Source organism: Pseudarthrobacter sp. LT1 (assembly GCF_035621795.1).
Lineage (GTDB): Bacteria > Actinomycetota > Actinomycetes > Actinomycetales > Micrococcaceae > Arthrobacter.
The window spans coordinates 382596-404571 of the sequence record NZ_CP141830.1; the positions used below are offsets into that span (position 1 = coordinate 382596).

The following is a 21976-nucleotide window of genomic DNA, read 5'->3' on the forward strand; positions in this document are numbered from 1 at the left end:
CCCATGACATCCCAGAACCCAGCTGTTACCTCCGCCGGCCTGCTCGCCGGTATCCGGCAGGCGCGCCTCGTGGGCATCGTCCGCGGGAACGACGGCGGTGCTGCCGCCAAGGCCGCGCTGGCCGCCATGGAGGAGGGCTTCCAGTACGTGGAGATCGCCCTCACCACGCCCAACGCGCTGGACGCCATCCGCGAGGTTCGCGCGGCTGCCCCGGCCGGCTGCCTGGTGGGCGCCGGGACCGTCCTCAGCCAGGCCGACGTCGAACACGTCACCGCAGCGGGCGGCCAGTTCATCGTCACCCCCTCCCTGGCCCCCTCGATCAGCGAGGCCGCCAATGCCGGCATCCCCGTCCTTGCCGGGGCCTTGACTCCCAGCGAGGCCTATGAGGCGATGGAACGCGGCGCCACCGCCATCAAACTGTTCCCCGCCTCGATCGGCGGCCCCGGCTACCTGAAGGCAGTCCGCGATCCCTTCCCGGACATCCCCTTCATCGCCGTCGGCGGCGTGGGCCTTGACGAAGCCGCCGGGTACTGGGAAGCCGGGGCCATCGCCGTCGGGCTGGGGGGACCGCTCTTCGGCACGGCGGCCTCGGGCGGTGACCTTTCGGACATGCGGGACCGCGCCCGCCGTTTCCTGGGCCTCGCTGCCGAATTCGCGGCCCGTACCGGGACCCCTTCGTGACGGTGGACCTGCTGACCTTCGGCGAGTCCATGGTCTCGCTCCGGTCCACCGGCCCGCTGGCCTCCGGCGGGACCCTGAACATGCAGGTGGCCGGGGCGGAATCGAACGTTGCCATCGGCGTGGCGCGCCTTGGCCACACGGCGGCCTGGGCCGGGTCCGTGGGCGCGGACCCGCACGGCGAGTTCATCGTCAAGCAGCTCCGGGGCGAGGGTGTCCAGCTGCACCACAGCGTCCACCCGGAGCGCAGCACCGGCGTGATGTTCCTGGAGCAGCGCACCGCAGACCTCAGCCGGGCCTTCTACTACCGCGCGGGGTCCGCAGGGGCCACCATCTCGCGTGCGCACGTGTCGGCCGCGCTGGATTGCGGTGCCCGGATCCTGCACCTGACCGGCATCACCGCAGCGCTCAGCCCGGAAGCCCGCGACGCCGTGGAATACGCCGCGGAACGGGCGGCCGCTGACGGTGTGGTGGTCAGCCTCGATGTGAACTACCGCAGCAAGCTCTGGTCCCCGGAACAGGCGCGCGCGGTGCTCGGCCCCCTGGCGAGGCACGCCACCATCGTCATTGCGTCCGACGACGAGCTCGACCTGATTGCCCCGGCGAACGAGGGGAGCGGGGCGGCTATGGACGAAGCTTCCGCCGCGGCCCGGCTGCTCGACGCCGGAGTCAGCGAAGTGGTGGTGAAGCGCGGCGCAGCGGGCGCGGCGGTTTATACCGCGGAAGGGCGCCTGGAAGCACCGGCCCTCGCCGTGACCTGCGTGGACACCGTGGGAGCCGGGGATGCCTTCACCGCCGGCTACCTCTCGGCGCTGCTCGACGGCGTCGGTACCGCCGACCGCCTGCGGCAGGGCATCCTGGCAGGCGCCTTCGCTGTCAGCACGCGCGGCGACTGGGAGGGGCTGCCGCGTCGCGAGGAGCTTGCCCTGCTTGGTGCCGCCCGGGGCAGCACCGTGCGCTGACTCCTGCCCTTCACACTCCAGACCTTTAGAGATTCCAACCCGAAAGCCAGCCATGAAAATCGTTGCCGCCGATGTGTTTGTTACCAGTCCGTCCCGGAACTTTGTGACCCTCCGGATCACGACGGAGGATGGTGTGACCGGTATTGGTGATGCCACGTTGAATGGCCGGGAGTTGGCTGTTGCTGCGTATTTGAAGGAGCATGTGGCGCAGCTGTTGATCGGGAAGGATCCGCACCGGATCGAGGACACGTGGCAGTTCCTGTACCGGTCCTCGTACTGGCGGCGGGGCCCGGTGACGATGGCAGCGATCGCCGCGGTCGATATGGCGCTGTGGGATATCAAGGGCAAGCTCGCCGGGATGCCGGTGTACCAGCTCCTCGGTGGTGCGTCGCGGAACGGGTTGCGGGCGTACGGGCATGCTTCGGGGTCGGATATTGAGTCGTTGTTTGATTCGGTCCGGGAGCATTTGGAACTTGGGTACAAGTCGATCCGGATCCAGACCGCCGTCCCCGGCATCAAGGCTGTCTACGGTGTGGCGGCGCAGGCGCAGGCGTCGGGGGAGCGGTATGACTATGAGCCGGCCGGGCGGGGTGCGTTCCCGGTGGAGGAGGACTGGGACGCCCGCGCCTACCTGCGGCATTTGCCGACCGTGTTCGAGGCGGTCCGGAACGAGTTCGGCCCGGAGATCCCGTTGCTGCATGACGGGCACCACCGGATGACGCCGATCCAGGCCGCGAAGCTGGGCAAGGCGCTGGAGCCGTATGACTTGTTCTGGTTGGAGGACTGCACTCCGGCGGAGAACCAGGAGGGTCTGCGCCTGGTCCGGCAGCACACCACCACGCCGTTGGCGATCGGGGAGATCTTCAATACCGTGTGGGATTACCAGACGCTGATCAAGGAACAGTTGATCGATTACGTCCGGGCCGCGTCCACGCATTTTGGCGGGATTTCCCCGTTGAAGAAGGTGATGGACTTCGCCGCGCAGTACCAGATCAAGTCCGGCTTCCACGGCCCCACCGACATTTCCCCGGTGGGGTTCGCGGCGCAGCTGCACGTGGGGTTGGCGATCCATAACTACGGGATCCAGGAGTACATGCAGCATTCGGATAAGACCAACGAGGTCTTCGAGCAGTCCATGACTTTCGTGGACGGGTACCTGCACCCGGGCGACAAGCCCGGGATCGGCGTCGAATTCAACGAAGAAGCCGCAGCAGCCTACCCGTACCAGCAGGCCTACCTGCCCTACAACCGCCTCGTCGACGGCACCGTCCACGACTGGTAATCGCGCTTCGCGTTGACCCTGCAGCCGCCCGGTGTGACGATGGCGCAATGAACCAGGTTTCGGCGTTCTACACCGGCCCCGGCGGACTTGTGGGGGCCATCGGTTCTGCCTTGGACGCGGCCGGTGTGGACCGTACGAGGCTGCGGCCGGCCGATCTCGCTGCTGTTGACGAGTTCCACATCCGTGGCCGCAGGGCAACCCTGGAAATCATCGAAGCACTCGCGCTCACCGCCGATTCCCATGTGCTCGACCTCGGCAGCGGACTGGGCGGGCCCGCGCGGACCCTCGCCGAAATGACCGGGTGCACGGTCACAGGGGTCGACCTCACCCCGGAGTTCTGCCAGGTAGCGACGGCACTCTCGGAGTGGACAGGCCTGTCCGGCCGTACCCGCTTCCGCGTTGGGGACGCCACAGCCACCGGTCTTCCCGATAGGTCAGCGGATGCGGCGCTGACCATGCATGTGGCCATGAATATCCCCGACAAGCATGCGCTGTATGTGGAAGCTTTCCGTGTCCTCCGGCCGGGCGGCAGGTTCGTGGTTTACGACGTCCTGCAGGGGGAAGGCGGCGAGGTGCACTACCCGGTGCCGTGGGCCGCCGACTCCTCGACGAGCTTTCCCGCGACGCTGGAAGAGATGCGCGAACTCCTCCCGTCCGCAGGTTTTGATGTCGTTTCGGAAGTCGACTCGTCGGACGAAAGCCTTGTCTGGTTCCAGAGGATGCTCGCCAAGATCCAGAGGGAGGGGCCACCGCCGGTGACCTTCGCGACCTTCTTGGGGGACGATTTCGCGCAGATGACAGCCAACCAGGTGGCCAACCTCGCCGAGCGGCGCATCCGGACCGTCATGTTCGTGTGCTCGAAGCCGTCTTGATCGTCTGAGCGTCCCAACCACTTAGCTTCCGCGGGACTTCATGCCGCACTAGTGCTTCCTAAGGCGACTCGTGGCTGATGCGGCGGCCGGTGGCAACCCGGTCCTTTGGACTCTGGGGCTACGTTTGGCGCAACACTACGCTGATGCCATGAGCGACGTGCTGACGCTGAGTCCTCCGGTTCAACGCAACGTGGGCGCCAACCGGGCGCTGCATCCGGACCGCGTCTGGATCCGTGTAGTACGTGGCGGCGCCGGACTTGCCATGCTCGCGGCCCTCGGCCAGGAGCTATATGACGCGACCCAGCCCGGCAATTCCGTCGATATCCCCCAGCTCATTTCCCAGTTCACGTTCCAGTCAAACCTCGTCCTCGGGCTCGTGTTCCTTGTGTCCGCCGCGCGGCCGCGTGCGCGGCTGCCACAGTGGTGGGACCATCTCTTCGGTGCCCTCGCGTTCTACCTGGTGATGACGGGCATTATTTATGTGGTGCTCGTGGCTCCGCCTGGCGAACCGTGGTGGACGCTGGACATGTACTGGCCGTGGATGGTGACCCATCGCATCGCACCGCTGGTCGCGGGGCTCGACTGGCTCCTGGTCACGCGCACCGTCCGAGGTCCGTGGCGGCGGCCCCTCGTCTGGCTTTGCTACCCGGGGGTGTTCCTAATCTTCTCCTGGGTGCGCGGTGCCCTCGACGGCTGGTACCCCTACGACTTCCTCAACCCGGGGCTCGACGGCGGCTGGCCGGCGGTCCTCGCCACCAGTGCCCTGGTACTCGCCGCGTTTCTCGTGGTGGGCATACTCGTGCACCTCGCCGGCAATGCCCGGGTGGGTCTCGCCCGCGGACCCGGAAAGGAAACCCCTGCCCAGCTGGCAGTCCCGGCCGGCTAGATGCGTCGTCACGCTCGGGAGATTTGCTGGTCCACCCACGTCGCAAACTGCCGTGTGAAGATCCCTATCCTCAATAGCCAAAAACGACCGTTTAGGGAGGCGGTGTTAGTGCAGTGGGGGAGGGGATGATTGGGAGCCCAGTCTTCCTACGGATTAGGACTGTGTCAATAACGTTGTTTCACGGCTTGAAGCGGCGCCCATGATCCATCATCCCAACCTTTATCGGGCATTTCCCCGACGGCGCATACTGAGGAATTACGTGTAGCGTCCAAGAGATCGACCGATCTGCCGGATGGCGGCATCATAGGCCGCATCCCACGTCCAGCCAGCTGCGGGTGCGCCGGCCAGCTCTAGTGACACCAGCCCGTGGACCTGGCCCCAGACAACGCCGACCATAGAGGCGATCTCATCATCTGCTGCTCCGGGCAGGGCTGCGGCGACCGCGGCGAACAGCGGCGCGATCGATGGCTCAGTGGCTCCCGGCGTCGGCGTACACGGCACTTGGCTGGCCAGCGAGCCGCCGAACATCAAGCCGTAGAGGGCGGGATGCTCGAGCGCCCAGGTTCGGTAAGCCCGGCCCAATGCTTCGAGGCCGGCAGCGCCGGCTGCTTGTTGGGAGGCAGCAAACGACGCGAAGCCGTCGTCAAGCACGGCAGTCAGCAATTCCGCCTTGCCCCCGAAGAGCGAGTACACCGCCGTCGTCGAAGTCCCAGCGGTTGCGGCAATACTGCGCAACGATACGGAGGCAACGCCGTCACGGCTGATCAAGGAGGCTGCGGCGTCGAGCAGCCTGCGACGCAGGGCCTCATCGTGGACTACGGGTCTTGCCATAGGACAAGTATTGCATAACAATGTTTTGTAACAGTGTTATGGATAGGAGAAGCGCATGTCACAGCAAGTGCTCAAAGGACGTTTCACTGCCGATCCCGGGGGTGGCCCCGTGACGGTCTTCCTGATCGGGATGCGTGCAAACCGGTGGTGGAAGTTCGGGAAGGTGGTACGGGTGGGGGCGGCCATGCCCAAAATGCTTGCCTACCTAGCCAAGACGCCGGAGGCTGGCTTCCTGGGCTACCAGCAATGGTTCGGGCGGACCACCATCATGGTCACCTACTGGAAAAGCCCGGAGGATTTGCAGCGGTTCGCGGCCGACCGGTCGGCGCCGCACCTTGAGCCCTGGCGCCGGTTCATGCGCGAATCAGCCGGCAATGGCGACGTCGGCGTATGGCACGAAACCTATGAGACGGTTCCGGGTGGCAGGGAAAGCATGTATAGCGATATGCCGGTCTTTGGGTTGGCAGCGGCCACCGGCCATGTGCCGGTGGGAGCAGGACTGAACACCGCACGCCAGCGTTTGGAGGCAGGTGGCCCAGGCGGTCGACCGTCGGCGCGGGGTTGAATGCCCGGTCCGTGCGTACGCGACGTACGCGACGCCTCTTTGAGTAGATGTTACGGATGGACCTCTTCGGGACGCCGTGAGCTGAGGGTCCTTGTGTGACATCCGGCGATAAATAGCGGTATCTTCGCGACGCTATTTGTCGCACAGGACAGCCCAAGAGGGGATTGATTAGCTGCCCGTTAGCCGATCGGTATACGGGCATGCCAGGTACTTGCAGTTACTTTGAAGGGACTGGGATTGCGGGGCGTCCGGTTTCGGTTGTCGACAGGCCGGGGCAGGGGTAGGTTTCGCCAGGACCCAGTGTGGGCGGAACTCCGGCGCATTCCGGTGCCGGTTCTCCCACGACTCCGGAGGTGCCGGTTCCGCGGCCGATGACGAATTCGCCGACCACGGTTTTGCCCGTTGAGTCGTAGACGGGGACGACGAACTCTTTGCCCTTGATTGATTCCTGCCAGGCGAGGGCGTCCGCGGGGCTTTTGAACGTTTTGCTGGCTGTTGTTCCGTTGGCGTCCTCGAGGTCGGTTCGGTAGGCGTATCCGCTTGTCCCGTTTGTTGCTATGACGGCGACCAGGTCGGGGCTTCCGTTTTCGTTTGCAGCACCGTAGGTATCTCCATGGGGGTTCACTGCCCAGTCGGTAATTTCGGTATTGACGTACTGGGCTGTTAGTTTCCAGCTGGCTTGGGGGCTCGTAGTGATGGTGATGCTCTCTTTTCCGGCCGTGAGAGGCAGCGTGTAACCGGTCCAGTCCTGGCGTGTTCCAACGTCCTCCGGTTTGCAGGTGGCGTTGGCGCCGTCCTCGAATTCAAAGCGCCCAGGAGTGAGGCAGTTGAGCTGCAGTTCGATGCCTGTGGCGCCTTCGGGTGCGTGACCGAGCTGAACAGTGGCCGTTCCTGTGTGTATCTCTGTCACAGGAGATGCCAGGGGTGTCACCTGCGAGGAGCCGGGAGTTGAAAACAGGCCGGCGGCGGTCGCGCCGACACCGCCTAGGAGGCCGATGCCGGCAACTGCCGCAGTTCCAGCCCAGAGTCTGGCGCGCTTCTTTGCCCGGGAAGGAGCGATTTTTTCGACTTCTGTCACGAGTTTCGTGCGCAGGGCGTCACTGAAGAGGTCGTCCACGTGGAGCTGATTCATGGCCGTTCTCCTTCCAGAACTGGGGTTGCAGCCGTGGGTGAGTTCGTTGATGCATCCCCGTTCAGGGCGGTTCTTAGCCGCTGTCTGGCTCGGTGCATGCGTGATTTCGCTGCTGACGGTGTCAGATTCAGGATGGCCGCGGCTGCAGCGATGGTGTGTTCTTCGAAAACGACCAGGCTCACCAGCTGCAGATCCTCAATGGTCAAGCTGGCCAAAGCCTGTGCCAGGTCGTTGTCCAGCTGGTTTTGGTATCGGCGGTAGGGATCTGCACTGGCGTCGTCAGGTTCCCGGCTGCGCGGCAGCGAGTTCAGAAGCCGTTGGTAGCGAGCGGCAGCACGGGCACGGTTTCGCGCAACGTTCGTGGTCGTGACCAGCAGCCAGGGAAGAATGGATCCCTCGACCACTCGGACGTGCTTTCGCCGGCGCCACAGTTCAAGGAACGCCGCGGCCATGATGTCTTCGGAATCGTGGTGGTTTCCGCACAGCCGGTAGGCGTGGCGGAAAACCCTGTCGCGGTGCCGGTCGTACAGGTCGCCAAAAGCGTCGCCCTGTCCCAAAAGGCTCCGGCGCCACAGCGTCTCATCACCCGTATCTATGGTCCCCATGCCCTTTAGTGTCCGGCAAAGTCCAAAAGGTTTCGCCCGATCAGGAAAGCTTCAAGAGCGGAAACAGAGCATGTCCGCTTATCGATCGGGTTACTTGCGGTGGTGAGACTCCCAGAAAAATGGGGATGTTCAATGATCCAGGTCGAAGCTAGGCTTCAGCACATGAACGAGCACGCGGTTCCCAGTCCTGCCGACGGGTACTTGTTTGAGTTCAAAGGAAAGCACCCCCTTCGTGAGACAGCCCGCTGGGTATGTGGCGTCGGTTTGGTTTGCGCGGGAGTAGCCATCGCAATCATAGGGACAGCCTTCCATTCGTACTTATCCATGCCGCTTGGGATTGCCGTAGCGGTTCTTGGTGCCATCATGCTTGTCTTGTACGCACTGACAAAGAGCCGAACGAAGGCCACGGCGGCTGCTTCTGGCACGGTTGGCAAGCGCCATACGAAGAATCAAAGCACCGGCCCGCACCCGGTCGCAGCGGATCTTTCCCTTCTTGCGGACCTCTATTCGAGGGGCGCCCTCAGCACAGAAGAATTTTCCGCAGCCAAACGTCGCATACTCGAAAGCTAAGCGTCCACGCTAAAGCCGCCCGGTCAGGGATCCTCTACCGAGCGCCACTCTGTACCAGGCGGATAGGCCGTCTAGCGATTCACTCGAGCCGCGACCCTGACGGGTGGGAGGGCTCGTTGCCGTTCAACCTTTTGTGGCTCTTGCGAGAGGAAACGGCTATCGCCATAGCAAAGACCACGACGCAGGCTACAGGCACGGCCAACGCATCGGGAGCTATCGGGCTGAAGTTTCTGACTATCCATGCAACACCCGAACCAACCGGGATCGCTGCAACCAGCCATAACCAATTCATCCAGCGCGGCTGGACTTTCCGTTCTTCCAGGTTCCCCATTGTGGAAGCATAATCCCGCCTCCAGCGGAATGCCCCAGCTGCTTTTTACTCCAAGCCGATCCGGGCTGAGCCCCGACGTGGGCCACCGTGCGGTGGAGGATCCTTCACCGGCCGCCGTTGATGTAGTCAGCTCGGCGAGTCAGGCGTCTCGGTACGCGCAGGTGCGGTTTCGTCGGCTGATGGCTTTCTCCACCGTTGGATTTGGAAAACCAGCCATGCGGTGGCGGCAATTGGCACTAGCGGGAAGACGGGCCTCCCGCTGAATGCAACTACGGCAAAGGCGATCCAAAGGACACCAGTGAGGACGCCCATGGAGATCAATGACTTGCGGGTAACCCGATAGGAAGGCAGTTCAATCCCTTCGGCGCGGAGCTGTCGGGCCTCCGAAGCTGCGGCCCGGATCAAGGGAACAAACATTGCAGCCAATGCGGCGGCTACAAGCGTGGATCGCCACGGTTCCGGAACGCCGAATGCCTCTAGGGCGGACCCCAGCAATGATCCCAGGATAATGAACCAAAAAATTGCCCAGCCGGCCAAGCGCCTCCGCTTAGGCGGCATTCCCTCTAAGGAATCCGGTGGCCATGATTGCCACTCATATCTGTTGTCGCTCTTGCCTGCCCCCATGGCCATGTCCACAGGATACGCCGGCGCTGGGTGCGGGGGGCGGAAGTGTTCACCGTTGAGATTCCTTGCCGGGGTTGTGCCCGTATGGCGGTCGTTTACCGTGCAGCCAGGCATGGATTTTTGTTTCGCAACCGCTGCTGACCATACATGCACGTTTACCCCGCACGATGAAATGCACGGTGAAGGTGCCCTAACCGCAACGCTCCAGAGTGTGTCGGAACCCTTGGAATGAGTAACGTCTCATCGGTCCCCGAACGGGTTCACGGAGTTGCCCAAGCTCGTGTAGCTAAACCTTAAAAACGGAAATCCAGGCAGCCGCCTACTCCGCCGCGCCCCACAGTGCCTTGCGGAGCAGCCGCTTCAATTCCTGCGACTCCTCCCCGGACAGTACGGCCAGCTGGTTCAGCTCGGCGGCGTCCATGGCGGTGCGGGCCTTCGCGTGCATCTTCCGCCCCTCGGCAGTGGAGACGATGATCTTGGCGCGCCGGTCCTGCTTGCCCTGCGCCCGTTCCACGAGGCCGCGGCGTTCCAGGTCGTCCACAAGGGTGACCACCTGGCTGGGGTCCAGGCTGAGGAAGTCCGCCAGTTCCCGCTGCGTGGGCTCGAGCCCGCTGCACGCCAGCGTCAGGATGGAGAAGGAGCGTTCCCGCAGGCCGAAGTCAGCCAACGCCTTGTTGTTCAGCACCGAGCCGGCGGCGTGCAGCTTGGCGAGCAGCAGGCCCACGTCGCTGCCGATCCTGGCTGCCGCAAGGCGGGGTGTCTGAACTTCGGTGCCCAAGGTGGCCATCACAACTCCGGTGTAAAAAACAATCGTTGACTTTTTCAATGATCCGTAATTTCATTGATTTCAACAAGGATCTCACACCGCAGTGGGACCACCCCAACGGCTTCGGCCGGCGCATGCGAAGGAGCAGGCCATGAGCTTGAACGGCAAGGTTGCAATTGTCACCGGCAGCGGGCAGGGCCTCGGGCTCGCCTACGCAAGGGAACTCGCCCGCCAGGGTGCCGCCGTCGTCATCAATGACGTCAACGCGGACACCGCCGCGCAGGCCGTCGCGCAGATCGAGGCCGACGGCGGCCGCGCCACCGCCGTGGTGGTTCCGGTGGGCACCACGGACGCTGCCAAGGCCCTGGTGGCCGGAGCCGTGGACACCTTCGGCCGCCTGGACATCCTGGTCACCAACGCCGGGATCCTCCGCGACAAGTCCCTGCTGAAAATGACGGACGAGGACTTCGACTTGGTGATCAACGTCCACCTCAAGGGCACGTTCACCTGCGTCCGCGAGGCCTACGCCTACTTCAAGGAACACGACGTCCAGGGCCGCATCATCACCATCGGCTCGCCCACCGGCCAGCGCGGCAACTTCGGCCAGACCAACTACGCCGCCGCCAAGGCAGGCATCGTGGGCATGGTCCGCACCTGGGCGCTGGAAATGAAGAAGGCCGGCGTCACGGTCAACAGCGTCATCCCCGTCGCCGCCACCGCCATGACCAAGACCGTGCCCTACTTCCAAAAGGCCGTGGAGGCGGACGAGCGCGGCGAGGCCATGCCGTCCTTCTTCCGCCACGACCTGGGCTTTGGAACGGCCGACGACGTCTCCGGACTGGTTGCCTACCTCGCCTCCGACGAGGCAGCCAACATCACCGGCCAGGCCATCGGCGCCGGCGGTGACCGGCTCCAGGTCTGGACCCACCCGGAAGCGGCCACCACCGAGTACCGTGAGGGCGGCTGGAGCTACGAGGCGCTGCAGGAAAACGCCGGCCAGCTGTTCACCGCCAGTACGCTCCAGGGCTACGGCGAGGAATTCCTCCCGCTGCCGGAGGACCTGAAGCCCGCACAGGCCGCCGAGGCCCGCTGACCATGGCCGACCGCTACGAACTGGGCATCGACCCGGCAAAGCTCGACGCCATCGACATGCACGTCCACCTCGAGGTGGACAGCTGCGGCCACGGCTCCCTGCCGGAGGAACTGACCGAAGCCTCGGCCAAGTACTTCAAGGCCGAGGACCGCACCCCGTCCCTGGACCGCATCGCCGAGGTCTACCGCGAACTGAACATGGCCGCCGTCGTCTTCACCGTGGATGCCCGCACCCAGCTCAAGCACGAGCCCAACAGCATCCCCGAACTCATCGCCGGCGCCGCCCGGAACAATGACGTCCTGATCCCGTTCGGCAGCGTGGACCCGCGAACCGGCGAGGACGCCATCGCCGGGGCCAAGCACCAGGCCATCGAACTCGGCGCCCGCGGCTTCAAGTTCCACCCCTCTCTTCAGGGCTTCGACCCCTCCAGCGAGCGCTTCTACCCGCTGTGGGAAACCCTCCAGGAACTGGGCCTGCCCGCCATCTTCCACACCGGACAAAACGGCATGGGCGCGGGCCTTCCCGGCGGCTACGGCATCAAGCTGGCCTACTCCAACCCCCTGCTGCTGGACGCCGTGGCCGCCGACTTCCCGGGCCTGCAGATCATCATGGCCCACCCGTCCGTGCCCTGGCAGGACGAGGCCAACTCCATCGCCACCCACAAGGCCAACGTGTTCATCGACCTCTCCGGCTGGTCGCCCAAGTACTTCCCGGAATCGCTGGTGAAGGCCTCCAACTCCTACCTCCAGGACAAGGTGCTGTTCGGCACCGACTTCCCGCTGATCACCCCGCAGAAGTGGCTGGGCGCCTTCGCGGACCTCCCGCTGAAGGACGAGGTACGGCCCAAGATCCTCAAGGACAACGCGGTCCGCCTGCTCGGGCTGGGGGCCTGAAATGGACACGCTGACGACGGCGGATGCCGCCTTGGGTGCCCGGCTTTATGAAACAGCGGATTGGTACGACGCCGAGTCCCTCCTCACACCCGAAGAGCGCCAGGTCCTGTCCCGGCTGCGGACTTTCCTCGATTCTGAAGCCAGGCCACTCCTGGCCGAGTACTGGGAACGCGGCGAGTTTCCGGATCAACTTGCCCGGCCGCTGATCGACCTGGACCTCATGGAACCAGCCGAACTCACTGGCGCCGCGGGTGCAGAACACAGCCCGGCCCGCGGCATCTACCAGGGCTTCCGGATCTTCGAACTGGCCCGCACGGACGCGTCCCTGGCCACCTGGTACACCGCCCAGGCCGGCCTGTTCCGCACCGCCATCCGCGTGGGTGCCTCGCCGGAACAGCAGGCCGAATGGATGCCCAAGGTCATCGACTTCTCCCTCAAGGGCGTGTTCTCGCTGACCGAACCAGAATCCGGATCGGACATCGCCGGCGGACTCTCCACCACCGCCCGGCGGCAGGCCGACGGCAGCTGGATCCTGGACGGTGCCAAACGCTGGATCGGCGGCGCAGCCACCGCGGACGTCCTCGCAGTATTCGCCCGGGACACCGCGGACGGGCAGGTCAAGGCCTTCCTCGTGGACCGGACAGCCGACGGCGTCAGCCTGGAGAAGATCCAGGGCAAGACCTCGCTGCGGATGATGCAGAACGCCCACATCACCCTCACCGGCGTCCGCGTCCCCGAGGCCATGCGCCTGCACAACGTGAACTCCTTCCGGGATGTAGCGGCGATGCTCCGGGCCATGCGCTCGGACGTCGCCTGGATCGCCACCGGCATTGCCGCCGGTGCCTTCGAGGCCGCCCTCGCCTACGTCAACGAACGCCGGCAGTTCGGCCGGACTCTAGGCTCCTTCCAGCTTGTTCAGGAAAAACTGGCCCGCATGCTGGGCAACGTCACAGCCAGCCTGTCCCTGGTGGTCCGGCTCACGGAACAGCAGGCCAAAGGCGTCTACCGCGACCAGGACTCCGCCCTGGCCAAGATGCAAACGTCCCTGTTCATGCGCGACACCGTAGCCCTGGCCCGCGAAGTGGTGGGCGGCAACGGCATCACCCTGGCAACCGCCGTCGCGCGTTTCCACGCTGACGCCGAAGCCGTTTACTCGTACGAAGGCACCCACGAGATCAACGCCCTCATCATCGGCCGCGCCCTCACCGGCGAAAGCGCCTTCACCCGCTAAGCCCTGCAACACCTGCACAGCACCACAACCACACACCAGCCCAGGAGGCAACGATGCCCAATCTCGTCGTCGATTTCGACACCCTGCTCACCCTGTCCGGCAAGGACCTCGGCACCACCGACTACCGCCAGATCACCCAGGAACAGATCAACCTGTTCGCGGACGCCACCGACGACCACCAGTGGATCCACACCGACCCCGAACGGGCCAAGGACGGCCCGTTCGGCGCACCCATCGCCCACGGTTTCCTCACCCTGTCCCTGATCATCCCGTTCTGGGGCGAGCTGTTCGACGTCGAGGGCGTCACCACCAAGGTCAACTACGGCCTGGACAAGGTCCGCTTCACCTCACCGGTCACCGCGGGCTCCAAGGTCCGCATGCAGGCCACCATCGCCGAGGTGACCGAGGTCAAGGGCGGCGCCCAGATCAAGGTCAACGCCACCATCGAGATCGAAGGCCAGGAACGCCCGGCCGTCGTGGCCGAATTCCTGGCCCGCTTCTACAAGTAAGCCGCTTCCACCAGTAACAGCAGTTCCAAACCCCAGGCGGTCCGCTCCGGCGCCGCCGCCTCAGGCAACCCCAAAACCCCCACATTCCTCCGTCTTTAGGAACAGCCATGTCCGGACACACCACGCTCGCACCTGCGGGCACGGCCGCCAAGCGCAAGGAAGCGCGCACGGTCATCCTGTCCAGCTATCTGGGCAGCACCATCGAGTTCTACGACTTCCTGCTGTATGCCACGGCAGCAGCAGTGGCCTTCCCCAAGGTCTTCTTCGCCGGCACGGACGAATGGGTGGGCGTCGTCGCCGCTTACGCCACCTTTGCCGCCGGGTACGTTGCCAGGCCGCTGGGTGGCGTGATCTTCGGTCACTTCGGTGACAAGGTGGGCCGCAAGGGGATGCTGATCATCTCCATGGCCATGATGGGCATCGCCTCCACCCTTATTGGTGTGATTCCGGGTGCCGGCGTGATCGGGCCGTGGGGCGCGGTCATCCTGGTGCTGCTGCGGGTCTGCCAGGGCATCGCCGTCGGCGGTGAATGGGGCGGGGCCGCACTGATGGCCCTGGAGCACGCGAACCCCAAACGGCGCGGCTTCGCGGCGTCGTTCGTCAACGCCGGTGCCCCCACCGGCGCCGTGCTGGGCACCCTGGTAATGGGCGCTTTTTCGGCCCTGCCGCAGGATGCGTTTTTGGCCTGGGGCTGGCGCGTGCCGTTCCTGCTGTCCTTCGTGCTCCTCATCGTGGGCATGTTCGTCCGCCTCCGGGTCTCCGAAAGCCCCATCTTCGCCGAGGCCGTGGCCAAAGAAGAGGCGCAGGGTGCCAAGCGCAAGATCCCGCTGCTGGACGTGCTCCGCCGGCCCAAGGCACTGATCATGATCATGTTCGCCGGGGCTGCCGGTTTCGGCCTGCAGGTGGTGCTGCCCACCTTCTCCGTGACGTACGCCGTGTCCAAGGGCGCACCGCAACAGGGCGTGCTCTACGCCTTCGCCGGAGCCTCCGCCATCTCCATCGTCTTCGTCCTGCTGGGCGGCCGCCTTTCGGACCGGTTCGGCCGCCGCCCGGTGATGATCGCCGGCCTGGCCCTGTTCATCGCCTACCTCTTCCCAATGTTCGGCATGCTCGGCTCGGGCAACGTGGGGTTGGTCTTCCTGGCCTTCACCGTGGCGCTCATCCTGCACTCCTCCCTTTACGGGCCGCTGGCGGCGTTCGTGTCCGAACAGTTCGGCACCACCTCCCGCTACACCGGCGCCGCCGTGGGCTACCAGCTGGCCACCCTCATCGGCGCAGGCTTCACCCCGGGCATCATCGCCGGACTCTACAAGGACTCCGGGCAAAACATCCTCCCGGTGGTGGTGTTCCTGTCCGTCATGGCGCTGGTCTCGATTGTCTTCATCACCCTGACGCGGGAATCTAAGAACAACGACCTCACCACGGTCCGTTAGGAGAACCATGGACAACAATGGAGTTGGATCCTGGCTGCAGCGCCGCCGCCGGAAGTCGGGCTCCAAGGCAGCCCTCCTGTCCGGTGCCGGCGCCTTGAGCTACCAAGAGCTGGCCGAAAGGGCCGACCGCCTGGCCAACGCACTCCGGGACAGGGGAGTGGCCAAGGGTGACCGGGTGGCCTACCTTGGCGAGAACCACCCTTCCTTCGTGGAAACGTTCTTTGCCTGCGGCATCCTGGGCGCCATCTTCGTGCCGCTGAACACCCGGCTCGCGCCGCCGGAACTGCAGTTCCAGCTGCAGGATTCCGGAGCCCGGCTCCTGGTCAACGCCGGCGTCCTTGAGGCGTCCGCAACTGCCGCGCTGGAAGGGACCGGTGTCACCCACCGCCTGGTGGTAACGCTCGACGGCGGGACGGAACCTTCCGCCGCCGCGTCACCCGCCGCCGTCGAACGCTCCGTCACGGTGGAACAGTACGGGGAGGCGCTGCAAACGGCGGCTGCCGAACCCGTCGACGTGCCCGTGGCCCATGACGACGGCGCCATGATCCTGTACACCTCCGGGACCACGGGCAAGCCCAAAGGTGCGCTGCTGACGCACGGGAACATCACGTGGAACTGCATCAACACCATCGTGGACATGGACCTGAACCGCAACGACGTGGCGCTGATGATCTCGCCGCTGTTCCACGTGGCGTCCCTGGACATGGGGCTGCTGCCGATGCTCCTCAAGGGCGCCACCGTGGTCCTCGAGGCCAAGTTCGATCCCGCCAGGGTTCTGGACCTGATCCAGAAACACAAGGTGACCACCCTCAACGGGGTGCCCACCACGTTCCAGCTGCTTTGCGAAGACCCAGGCTGGGCAACCGCGGACCTCAGCTCCCTGGACAAGCTCACCTGCGGGGGCTCCGCCATTCCGCGCCGGGTCCTGGACGCGTACGAGGACCGCGGCATCGGCTTCACCAGCTGCTACGGCATGACCGAAACGGCCCCCGGCGTCACCATGCTTCCCGTGGACCGGTCCAGGGAGAAAGCCGGTTCGGCGGGCCTGCCGCACTTTTTCACCGACCTCCGGATCGCCGATCCCATGGGTGGCGCGGTGGCCCCTGGCGAGGTGGGGGAAATCCAGATCTCCGGCCCCAACGTGATCAAGGAGTACTGGAACCGGCCGGAGGCCACTGCCGCCAGCTATGCGGACGGGGCATGGTTCCGCTCCGGCGACATGGGCTACCGGGACCCGGAAGGCTTCCTGTTCGTCTCGGACCGGCTCAAGGACATGATCATCTCCGGCGGGGAGAACATCTACCCGGCAGAGGTGGAAGCGGTCATCTCCGAGCACAGTGCCGTGGGCAGCGTGGCCGTCATCGGCGTCCCGGATGACAAATGGGGCGAGGTCCCCCAGGCGATCGTGACCCTGCGCGAAGGGGAATCGTTGACCGCGGAGCAGCTGCGCAGCTTCCTCGACGGCAGGCTCGCCCGCTACAAGATCCCCAAGTCATTAGTGGTGGTGGAGGACATGCCGCGCACCGCCAGCGGCAAAATCCGCAAGATGGAGCTCCGCAAGCAGCTCTGACGTTCGCTGTACAACGCCCGCCCCGGTATCCCGGAGCGGGCGATTGTCTTAAGGGGCGATGAGCCCTGTCAGGCGGCACGTCCACGGGCGCCCGTTTGGAAAGTGACACCGAGACTGCGGTGGAAGGAAGCGCGCCACCTCGATTTCGACAACAGCGGAGCTTCCGTGGATGTCAACGACTTCGCAACCCAGACAACCCCAGGGGCAGCATAGGGTGCTGTTTCACGTACCGGTGCGCTGGGGCGCTCCGCTGGATTGGCGTGGGATGAGAGTGGGCATGGACCGGCGGATGAGTGGTTCGATGCCTGGGTTGACGATGAGGTCGATGGCGGTGGCTGCTATCTGGTCCAGGGGAACGTGCACCGAGGTCAGGGGCGTCGGCAGCCGGGCGGACAGTGGCGTGTCGTTGTATCCGACCAATGCCAGATTGTCGGGGATGCTGATCCCGTTGCGGTGGGCTGCGGCCATGACACCCATGGCGATGTTGTCGTTGGCGGCGAAGATGGCTGTCGGGCGGGATTGCGGTGTTCCTGCGAGGAGCGTTTCGCCGGCCGTGTAGCCATTCTCGATGCCGTACCCGGCAGCGATAAGCCATTCTTCGCGCGGCTGGATGCCTGCTTCATTCAGTGCTCTGCGTGCTCCCGCCAAGCGTGCGGTTCCGGTGGAGGTGAAAGCGGGGCCGGTAACGACAGCAATGTTGCGATGGCCCAGGTCGATGAGGTGACGTGTGGCGAGGTAGCCGCCGACCTCGTCGTCTCCGAGCGCCGAGGGACTGATGCCGTCGGTTCGGAGCACCAGCGCATGCGCTACACGGCGCTCACGCAGCAGTCGGGGGAGCTCGTCATCGAGCCGCGCCGTGGCGAGAATCAACCCATCGACGTTTCTATCGAGGAGTGTTTCGGCCGCGCTGCGTTCATCCACGGGGTCATCTCCGCTGGTGGCGACCATCGCAAAGTAGCCGCGGGAAGACGCTGCCTTCTCGAGCTCTTCGAACATCAAGGCCATGACCGTGTCGCTGAGCCGGGGCACAAGGACGCCCAAAGTCCGGGTCTCGCCGCGGCGCAGGCTTGAGGCAAAGGAGTTCCGCCGGTACCCGAGTTCTTCCGCGATCTTCCGGACATGGGCTGCCGCCGCGGATCTGGAGGTGGTGCGTTCATCCAGCGCGCGGCTGGCGGTCGAGATGCTCACGCCACTGGCAGCCGCGACATCCTTGAGCGTGACAATCCCTGCGGGGGCGGGACGTTCCATCGCGGTTCTCCTCTTCAGCAAGGGTGTTACAGCCACTCTATTCCTCCTTCTTGCAAACGTTCTCTTGACAGTGAGCTGCGACACGTGCAAACTTGAAAACGTTCCCGCAAACGATTTCATCTTAGCGGAACTACCGACCATCAATGAAGACAAGAAGGTAGCTGCAAATGGCACTCGATCTCCGCGGACTTAGCCCCGCACCTGTCACCCCGTTCACCGAAGATGGCGCTGTCGACTTCGCTGCGATCCAGCGCCTGGGTTCGTGGCTCGGATCGATTGAGGGCGTAAAGAGCCTCGTCGTCCTGGGCCACGCCGGCGAAGGCACGTTCCTCACCGAAGAAGAACAGCTTGACGTCATCCGCGCGTTCGTGGCCTCCACCGACGGCCGGGTACCGGTTGTGGCTGGTATCACCAAGGAAGGCAACAAGACTGCGGCCCTCGAGGCCAAGAAGGCCGTCGAGGCCGGCGCGTCAGCTGGTCTCGTTTACCCCTCGCACGGCTGGCTGCGCTTCGGCTACCAGCAGGGCGCACCGCAGTCGCGCTACAAGGAAATCTATGAAGAGTCCGGCCTGCCGCTGATCCTCTTCCAGTACCCCGACAACACCAAGGCGACCTACGACCTCGACACTCAGCTGGAGATCGCTGGCCAGGAGGGAGTCTTTGCCACGAAGAACGGTGTCCGGAACATGCGTCGGTGGTACACCGAGATCCCCGCCCTGCGCGCCGCTTACCCCGAACTGCAGATCCTGTCCTGCCACGACGAATACCTGCTGCCGACAATGTTCGATGTCGACGGCCTGCTCGTCGGCTACGGTAACATCGCCCCCGAACTGCTCGTCGAACTGATCGAAGCAGGCAAGGCGCAGGACTACAAGCGTGCCCACGCAATCCATGAGCGGCTGCTCCCGGTAACGAAGAACGTTTACCACCGCGGCTCCCACATGGAAGGCACGGTCGCCTTGAAGTGGGGCCTCGTGAACCGCGGCATTCTGGACCACGCCACGGTGCGCACCCCGCTCCTGCCCCTGCCCCAGGGCGCCGAAACCGAAATCGCGGAAGCCTTCGCTGCCGCGAACATCGGCAAGGTCACCGTCAGCGCCTGATCCCCGGATCCTGAGGATGGCGGGAGCAACTCCCGCCATCCTCCCCTAGGCTTTAGCCATCTCCACTCTGGTCAATGAGGACCCCAGCATCACCGCTGGAGAAGGAGGACTCGCAATGCGCGAGCCAAACAACACCACAACCATGGCTGGCGGCCCCAACGCCGCCAGGATCAATGCAGAGCTCGTAGCCCGCCTCGAACGGCTCCCGCTCACCCGACGCCTGACCCTCATCCGCGTGGTCATCGGGTCAGCCACGTTCTTCGACGCTTACACCGTCCTGGCCATCGCATTCGCAATGCCCCAGCTGTCCTCAGAATGGCACCTCACCGCCGGGGAAATCGGAATGATCCTCTCCGCCGGCTACGTCGGCCAAATCTTCGGATCACTCTTCTTCGGCCAACTCGCCGAACGGATCGGACGCCTCCCGGTCCTGTTGATCACGATCCTGCTTTTCGTCTCCATGGACGTAGCCTGCCTCTTCGCCTGGGGCGCCACGTCAATGATCATCTTCCGCTTTCTCCAAGGCATCGGCACCGGCGGCGAAGTACCGGTCGCCAGCGCCTACATCAACGAATTCGTCGGAGCCAAGAAGCGCGGCAGATTCTTCCTGCTCTACGAGGTCATCTTCCCTGTCGGTCTCATGTTCGCGGGCGTCGCCGGATACTTCCTCGTCCCGGTCGTTGGCTGGAAGGCCATGTTCATCGTCGGCATCGTCCCGGCCCTGCTCACCATCCCGATGCGGTGGCTGATGCCCGAATCACCGCGCTGGCTAGCCTCCCGCGGACACGTCCACAAAGCCGAAACCGTCGTCACCATGCTCGAAAAGGAAGCACTCAAGGCAGGACACACCCTCTCCGAGCCCGTCATCCGCCCCGTGGATCCGAAGGCCACCGCCCGCACCAGCTGGCGCGAACTCTTCTCAGGCATATACAAAAAGCGCACCTTCATGATCTGGATGCTCTGGATCTGCGTCTACATGGTCAACAACGGCCTGGTCACCTGGCTGCCGACCCTTTACAAGCAGACATTCAACCTCCCCCTGCAGACCAGCCTCGCCTACGGCTGGGTCACCTCCGCCGTGGGCGTCGTGGCATCCATCCTCTGCGCACTGCTGATCGACCGCGTAGGCCGTAAACGTTGGTACACATTCGCCTTCCTGGCCGCGACCGTCCCTCTTGTCATCCTCACAGCCCTCGGCGCCGTGTCGGCGACACAGGTCGTAGTATTCGCCAGCATCGCCTACGCCATCCTCCAGACCATCTCCTTCTCGCTCTACCTCTACTCCGCCGAGCTGTACCCGACCCGGCTCCGCGCCATCGGCACCGGCTTCGGCAGCGCCTGGCTCCGCGCCGGCTCCGCCATCGGCCCCATCCTGGTCGGCTACATCGTGGACAACTACGGCATCAGCCTGGTGTTCACCGTCTTCGCAGCCGTTGCCCTCATAGGTGGCCTGGTGACTATCTTCTTCGCCATCGAAACTAAAGGCCGGGTCCTCGAGGAACTCTCGCCCTAACTCCCTAGCACCCGCCTCAATGGCAGCGCCACGAACCAGCTCCGGTCCGTGGCGCTGCCGTTGCCAGTCAAGGACTACCCTCGGAACATTGCTTCCCGTTCCGCCCAGATCCCAGGTGCGCCGTCTTGAGGACACTCGCGCTGCGCTTCGGCGGCCAAGGCGTCGACCTCAAAGGCGCATTGCCGCGGGATTCCGCCGTTGTTACCGTTCACGGTCATCAATTGGCGGAATCCTATAGGACAGTGCCACCATTATTGGATGCTTGAGGCAACTAAACCCCAGAAGTCCCCGGACGGGACACCCGTCAATCCCGCGCTCGAGGCGGAAAGCAGGATCGCCCGCATCGCGGTGACTGTGTTCCCCATCCTGGTGGTCGTTGCCGGCATCCTCGGTTTCCTGCTCCCCGGAGTCTTCAAGCCCATGGCCCCCAGCGTGCCCTACCTGCTGGGCATCATCATGTTCTGCATGGGCCTGACCCTCACCCCGCCGGACTTCGCCGCCGTGGCCAAGCGGCCGTGGGCTGTGGCCTTGGGAATCGTGGCGCACTACATCATCATGCCCGGCGCTGGCTGGCTGATCGCGGGCGCCCTCAACCTCCCGCCCGAGCTGGCCGTCGGCGTGATCCTGGTGGGCTGCGCACCCTCCGGCACGGCCTCGAACGTCATGGCCTTCCTGGCCAAGGGCGATGTTGCCCTCTCCGTGGCCGTGGCCTCCGTCTCCACCCTGATCGCCCCGATCGTCACCCCGCTGCTGGTCCTGTTCCTGGCCGGCTCGTACCTGCAGATCGACGCTGCCGGCATGGTCCTGGATATCGTCAAGACCGTGCTGCTCCCGGTGGTGGCCGGCCTCCTCGCCCGGGTCTTCCTCAAGAAGCTCGTTGCCAAGGTGCTGCCCGCGCTGCCGTGGGCGTCCGCCGTCGTGATCTCCCTGATCGTGGCCATCGTGGTAGCCGGCAGCGCCAACAAGATCATTGAGGCCGGGGCCATCGTCTTCCTCGCCGTGGTGCTTCATAACGGATTCGGACTGGGCCTTGGCTACCTTGCCGGCAAGCTGGGCCGCCTGGACGACAAAGCCCGCCGCGCCCTCGCGTTCGAAGTGGGCATGCAGAACTCCGGCCTGGCCGCGACGCTGGCCACCGCCCACTTCACGCCCCTGGCCGCACTGCCGTCCGCGGTCTTCTCGCTGTGGCACAACATCTCCGGGGCCATCGTGGCCGCCTGGCTGGCCCGGCGCCCGCTGCAGGACAAGCAAGCCTAAGGAGCCCGTTTCCAGCCAGCCA

21 protein-coding genes are annotated in these 21976 nt (G+C 64.7%); 16 read left to right on the forward strand and 5 right to left on the reverse strand.

Annotated features, from left to right (window positions below):
• Positions 1 to 3 precede the first annotated feature (3 nt).
• The 5 genes from VIK36_RS01875 (at position 4) to VIK36_RS01895 (ending at position 4680) form a co-directional block, all read left to right on the forward strand.
• On the forward strand, positions 4 to 681 hold the full coding sequence (locus tag VIK36_RS01875; RefSeq protein ID WP_255174138.1) for a bifunctional 4-hydroxy-2-oxoglutarate aldolase/2-dehydro-3-deoxy-phosphogluconate aldolase: 678 nt from the start codon (positions 4 to 6) through the stop codon (positions 679 to 681).
• Entirely contained in the window at positions 678 to 1640 is a 963-nt protein-coding gene (locus tag VIK36_RS01880; protein WP_324643872.1) for a sugar kinase, read from the forward strand. The genes VIK36_RS01875 and VIK36_RS01880 overlap by 4 nt, the downstream gene beginning before the upstream one ends.
• Positions 1641 to 1692: 52 nt before the next feature.
• A complete protein-coding gene (manD, locus tag VIK36_RS01885; protein WP_324643873.1) occupies positions 1693 to 2922 on the forward strand; it encodes a D-mannonate dehydratase ManD in 1230 nt (409 codons plus the stop codon).
• Positions 2923 to 2969: 47 nt separating this feature from the next.
• On the forward strand, positions 2970 to 3794 hold the full coding sequence (locus VIK36_RS01890) for a class I SAM-dependent methyltransferase (protein WP_324643874.1): 825 nt from the start codon (positions 2970 to 2972) through the stop codon (positions 3792 to 3794).
• Between the two features lie 148 nt (positions 3795 to 3942).
• Positions 3943 to 4680, forward strand: coding sequence for a Pr6Pr family membrane protein (locus VIK36_RS01895; RefSeq protein WP_324643875.1), 738 nt, complete (start codon positions 3943 to 3945; stop codon positions 4678 to 4680).
• 255 nt (positions 4681 to 4935) lie between these two features.
• Here the strand turns inward: VIK36_RS01895 and VIK36_RS01900 are convergent, their stop codons facing one another.
• Positions 4936 to 5511 (reverse strand): TetR/AcrR family transcriptional regulator, encoded by a 576-nt coding sequence (locus tag VIK36_RS01900; RefSeq protein WP_324643876.1) that lies wholly within the window; start codon positions 5509 to 5511, stop codon positions 4936 to 4938.
• Between the two features lie 55 nt (positions 5512 to 5566).
• Between VIK36_RS01900 and VIK36_RS01905 the strand changes: the two genes are divergently transcribed.
• Positions 5567 to 6076 carry a DUF4188 domain-containing protein gene (locus tag VIK36_RS01905; RefSeq protein WP_324643877.1) on the forward strand — a complete coding sequence of 170 codons (510 nt, stop codon included), beginning with the start codon at positions 5567 to 5569 and terminating at the stop codon, positions 6074 to 6076.
• A 217-nt stretch (positions 6077 to 6293) separates the two neighbouring features.
• On the opposite strand, the gene VIK36_RS01910 is transcribed toward VIK36_RS01905, so the two are convergent.
• Both VIK36_RS01910 and VIK36_RS01915 read right to left on the reverse strand, forming a co-directional pair.
• Positions 6294 to 7208, reverse strand: coding sequence for a peptidase M56 family protein (locus VIK36_RS01910; RefSeq protein WP_324643878.1), 915 nt, complete (start codon positions 7206 to 7208; stop codon positions 6294 to 6296).
• Positions 7205 to 7813, reverse strand: a complete 609-nt coding sequence (locus tag VIK36_RS01915; protein WP_324643879.1) for a sigma-70 family RNA polymerase sigma factor — start codon at positions 7811 to 7813, stop codon at positions 7205 to 7207. Before VIK36_RS01915 ends, VIK36_RS01910 begins: the two co-directional genes overlap by 4 nt.
• A gap of 162 nt (positions 7814 to 7975) precedes the next feature.
• Here VIK36_RS01915 and VIK36_RS01920 point away from each other — a divergent pair, with 162 nt between their 5' ends.
• Positions 7976 to 8383: a hypothetical protein gene (locus VIK36_RS01920; protein WP_324643880.1), complete on the forward strand. Its 408-nt coding sequence runs from the start codon at positions 7976 to 7978 to the stop codon at positions 8381 to 8383.
• Positions 8384 to 9657: 1274 nt separating this feature from the next.
• On the opposite strand, the gene VIK36_RS01925 is transcribed toward VIK36_RS01920, so the two are convergent.
• The gene (locus VIK36_RS01925; protein WP_224027260.1) at positions 9658 to 10125 is read right to left on the reverse strand and encodes a MarR family winged helix-turn-helix transcriptional regulator; all 468 of its coding nucleotides are present in this window, start codon (positions 10123 to 10125) and stop codon (positions 9658 to 9660) included.
• 130 nt (positions 10126 to 10255) lie between these two features.
• Between VIK36_RS01925 and VIK36_RS01930 the strand changes: the two genes are divergently transcribed.
• The 6 genes from VIK36_RS01930 (at position 10256) to menE (ending at position 16833) form a co-directional block, all read left to right on the forward strand.
• The gene (locus VIK36_RS01930; protein ID WP_324643881.1) at positions 10256 to 11197 is read left to right on the forward strand and encodes an SDR family NAD(P)-dependent oxidoreductase; all 942 of its coding nucleotides are present in this window, start codon (positions 10256 to 10258) and stop codon (positions 11195 to 11197) included.
• Positions 11198 to 11199: 2 nt separating this feature from the next.
• Positions 11200 to 12090, forward strand: a complete 891-nt coding sequence (locus VIK36_RS01935; protein ID WP_159634018.1) for an amidohydrolase family protein — start codon at positions 11200 to 11202, stop codon at positions 12088 to 12090.
• 1 nt (position 12091) lies between these two features.
• Complete coding sequence (locus VIK36_RS01940) at positions 12092 to 13321, forward strand: acyl-CoA dehydrogenase family protein (protein ID WP_324643882.1); 1230 nt, start codon at positions 12092 to 12094, stop codon at positions 13319 to 13321.
• 53 nt (positions 13322 to 13374) lie between these two features.
• Positions 13375 to 13830 carry a MaoC family dehydratase gene (locus tag VIK36_RS01945; RefSeq protein ID WP_255174151.1) on the forward strand — a complete coding sequence of 152 codons (456 nt, stop codon included), beginning with the start codon at positions 13375 to 13377 and terminating at the stop codon, positions 13828 to 13830.
• A 107-nt stretch (positions 13831 to 13937) separates the two neighbouring features.
• Positions 13938 to 15263 carry an MFS transporter gene (locus VIK36_RS01950; protein ID WP_324643883.1) on the forward strand — a complete coding sequence of 442 codons (1326 nt, stop codon included), beginning with the start codon at positions 13938 to 13940 and terminating at the stop codon, positions 15261 to 15263.
• Positions 15264 to 15270: 7 nt separating this feature from the next.
• Positions 15271 to 16833 (forward strand): o-succinylbenzoate--CoA ligase, encoded by a 1563-nt coding sequence (gene menE, locus VIK36_RS01955; protein WP_255174153.1) that lies wholly within the window; start codon positions 15271 to 15273, stop codon positions 16831 to 16833.
• 222 nt (positions 16834 to 17055) lie between these two features.
• Here menE and VIK36_RS01960 read toward each other — a convergent pair whose 3' ends face one another.
• Positions 17056 to 18081, reverse strand: coding sequence for a LacI family DNA-binding transcriptional regulator (locus VIK36_RS01960; RefSeq protein WP_324643884.1), 1026 nt, complete (start codon positions 18079 to 18081; stop codon positions 17056 to 17058).
• Positions 18082 to 18248: 167 nt separating this feature from the next.
• Between VIK36_RS01960 and VIK36_RS01965 the strand changes: the two genes are divergently transcribed.
• From VIK36_RS01965 to VIK36_RS01975, 3 genes are all read left to right on the forward strand, one after another.
• Positions 18249 to 19184: a dihydrodipicolinate synthase family protein gene (locus tag VIK36_RS01965; RefSeq protein WP_255174155.1), complete on the forward strand. Its 936-nt coding sequence runs from the start codon at positions 18249 to 18251 to the stop codon at positions 19182 to 19184.
• A gap of 115 nt (positions 19185 to 19299) precedes the next feature.
• Positions 19300 to 20697, forward strand: a complete 1398-nt coding sequence (locus tag VIK36_RS01970; protein WP_255174156.1) for an MFS transporter — start codon at positions 19300 to 19302, stop codon at positions 20695 to 20697.
• A 258-nt stretch (positions 20698 to 20955) separates the two neighbouring features.
• The gene (locus tag VIK36_RS01975) at positions 20956 to 21954 is read left to right on the forward strand and encodes a bile acid:sodium symporter family protein (protein WP_324643885.1); all 999 of its coding nucleotides are present in this window, start codon (positions 20956 to 20958) and stop codon (positions 21952 to 21954) included.
• Positions 21955 to 21976: the final 22 nt, after the last annotated feature.

Coding starts and splice junctions, on each gene's coding strand:
- VIK36_RS01875 (WP_255174138.1), top strand. CDS start 4: ATGACATCCCAGAACCCAGCTGTTACCTCCGCCGGCCTGCTCGCCGGT.
- manD (WP_324643873.1), top strand. CDS start 1,693: ATGAAAATCGTTGCCGCCGATGTGTTTGTTACCAGTCCGTCCCGGAAC.
- VIK36_RS01890 (WP_324643874.1), top strand. CDS start 2,970: ATGAACCAGGTTTCGGCGTTCTACACCGGCCCCGGCGGACTTGTGGGG.
- VIK36_RS01895 (WP_324643875.1), top strand. CDS start 3,943: ATGAGCGACGTGCTGACGCTGAGTCCTCCGGTTCAACGCAACGTGGGC.
- VIK36_RS01900 (WP_324643876.1), bottom strand. CDS start 5,511: ATGGCAAGACCCGTAGTCCACGATGAGGCCCTGCGTCGCAGGCTGCTC.
- VIK36_RS01905 (WP_324643877.1), top strand. CDS start 5,567: ATGTCACAGCAAGTGCTCAAAGGACGTTTCACTGCCGATCCCGGGGGT.
- VIK36_RS01910 (WP_324643878.1), bottom strand. CDS start 7,208: ATGAATCAGCTCCACGTGGACGACCTCTTCAGTGACGCCCTGCGCACG.
- VIK36_RS01915 (WP_324643879.1), bottom strand. CDS start 7,813: ATGGGGACCATAGATACGGGTGATGAGACGCTGTGGCGCCGGAGCCTT.
- VIK36_RS01920 (WP_324643880.1), top strand. CDS start 7,976: ATGAACGAGCACGCGGTTCCCAGTCCTGCCGACGGGTACTTGTTTGAG.
- VIK36_RS01925 (WP_224027260.1), bottom strand. CDS start 10,125: ATGGCCACCTTGGGCACCGAAGTTCAGACACCCCGCCTTGCGGCAGCC.
- VIK36_RS01930 (WP_324643881.1), top strand. CDS start 10,256: ATGAGCTTGAACGGCAAGGTTGCAATTGTCACCGGCAGCGGGCAGGGC.
- VIK36_RS01935 (WP_159634018.1), top strand. CDS start 11,200: ATGGCCGACCGCTACGAACTGGGCATCGACCCGGCAAAGCTCGACGCC.
- VIK36_RS01940 (WP_324643882.1), top strand. CDS start 12,092: ATGGACACGCTGACGACGGCGGATGCCGCCTTGGGTGCCCGGCTTTAT.
- VIK36_RS01945 (WP_255174151.1), top strand. CDS start 13,375: ATGCCCAATCTCGTCGTCGATTTCGACACCCTGCTCACCCTGTCCGGC.
- VIK36_RS01950 (WP_324643883.1), top strand. CDS start 13,938: ATGTCCGGACACACCACGCTCGCACCTGCGGGCACGGCCGCCAAGCGC.
- menE (WP_255174153.1), top strand. CDS start 15,271: ATGGACAACAATGGAGTTGGATCCTGGCTGCAGCGCCGCCGCCGGAAG.
- VIK36_RS01960 (WP_324643884.1), bottom strand. CDS start 18,081: ATGGAACGTCCCGCCCCCGCAGGGATTGTCACGCTCAAGGATGTCGCG.
- VIK36_RS01965 (WP_255174155.1), top strand. CDS start 18,249: ATGGCACTCGATCTCCGCGGACTTAGCCCCGCACCTGTCACCCCGTTC.
- VIK36_RS01970 (WP_255174156.1), top strand. CDS start 19,300: ATGCGCGAGCCAAACAACACCACAACCATGGCTGGCGGCCCCAACGCC.
- VIK36_RS01975 (WP_324643885.1), top strand. CDS start 20,956: ATGCTTGAGGCAACTAAACCCCAGAAGTCCCCGGACGGGACACCCGTC.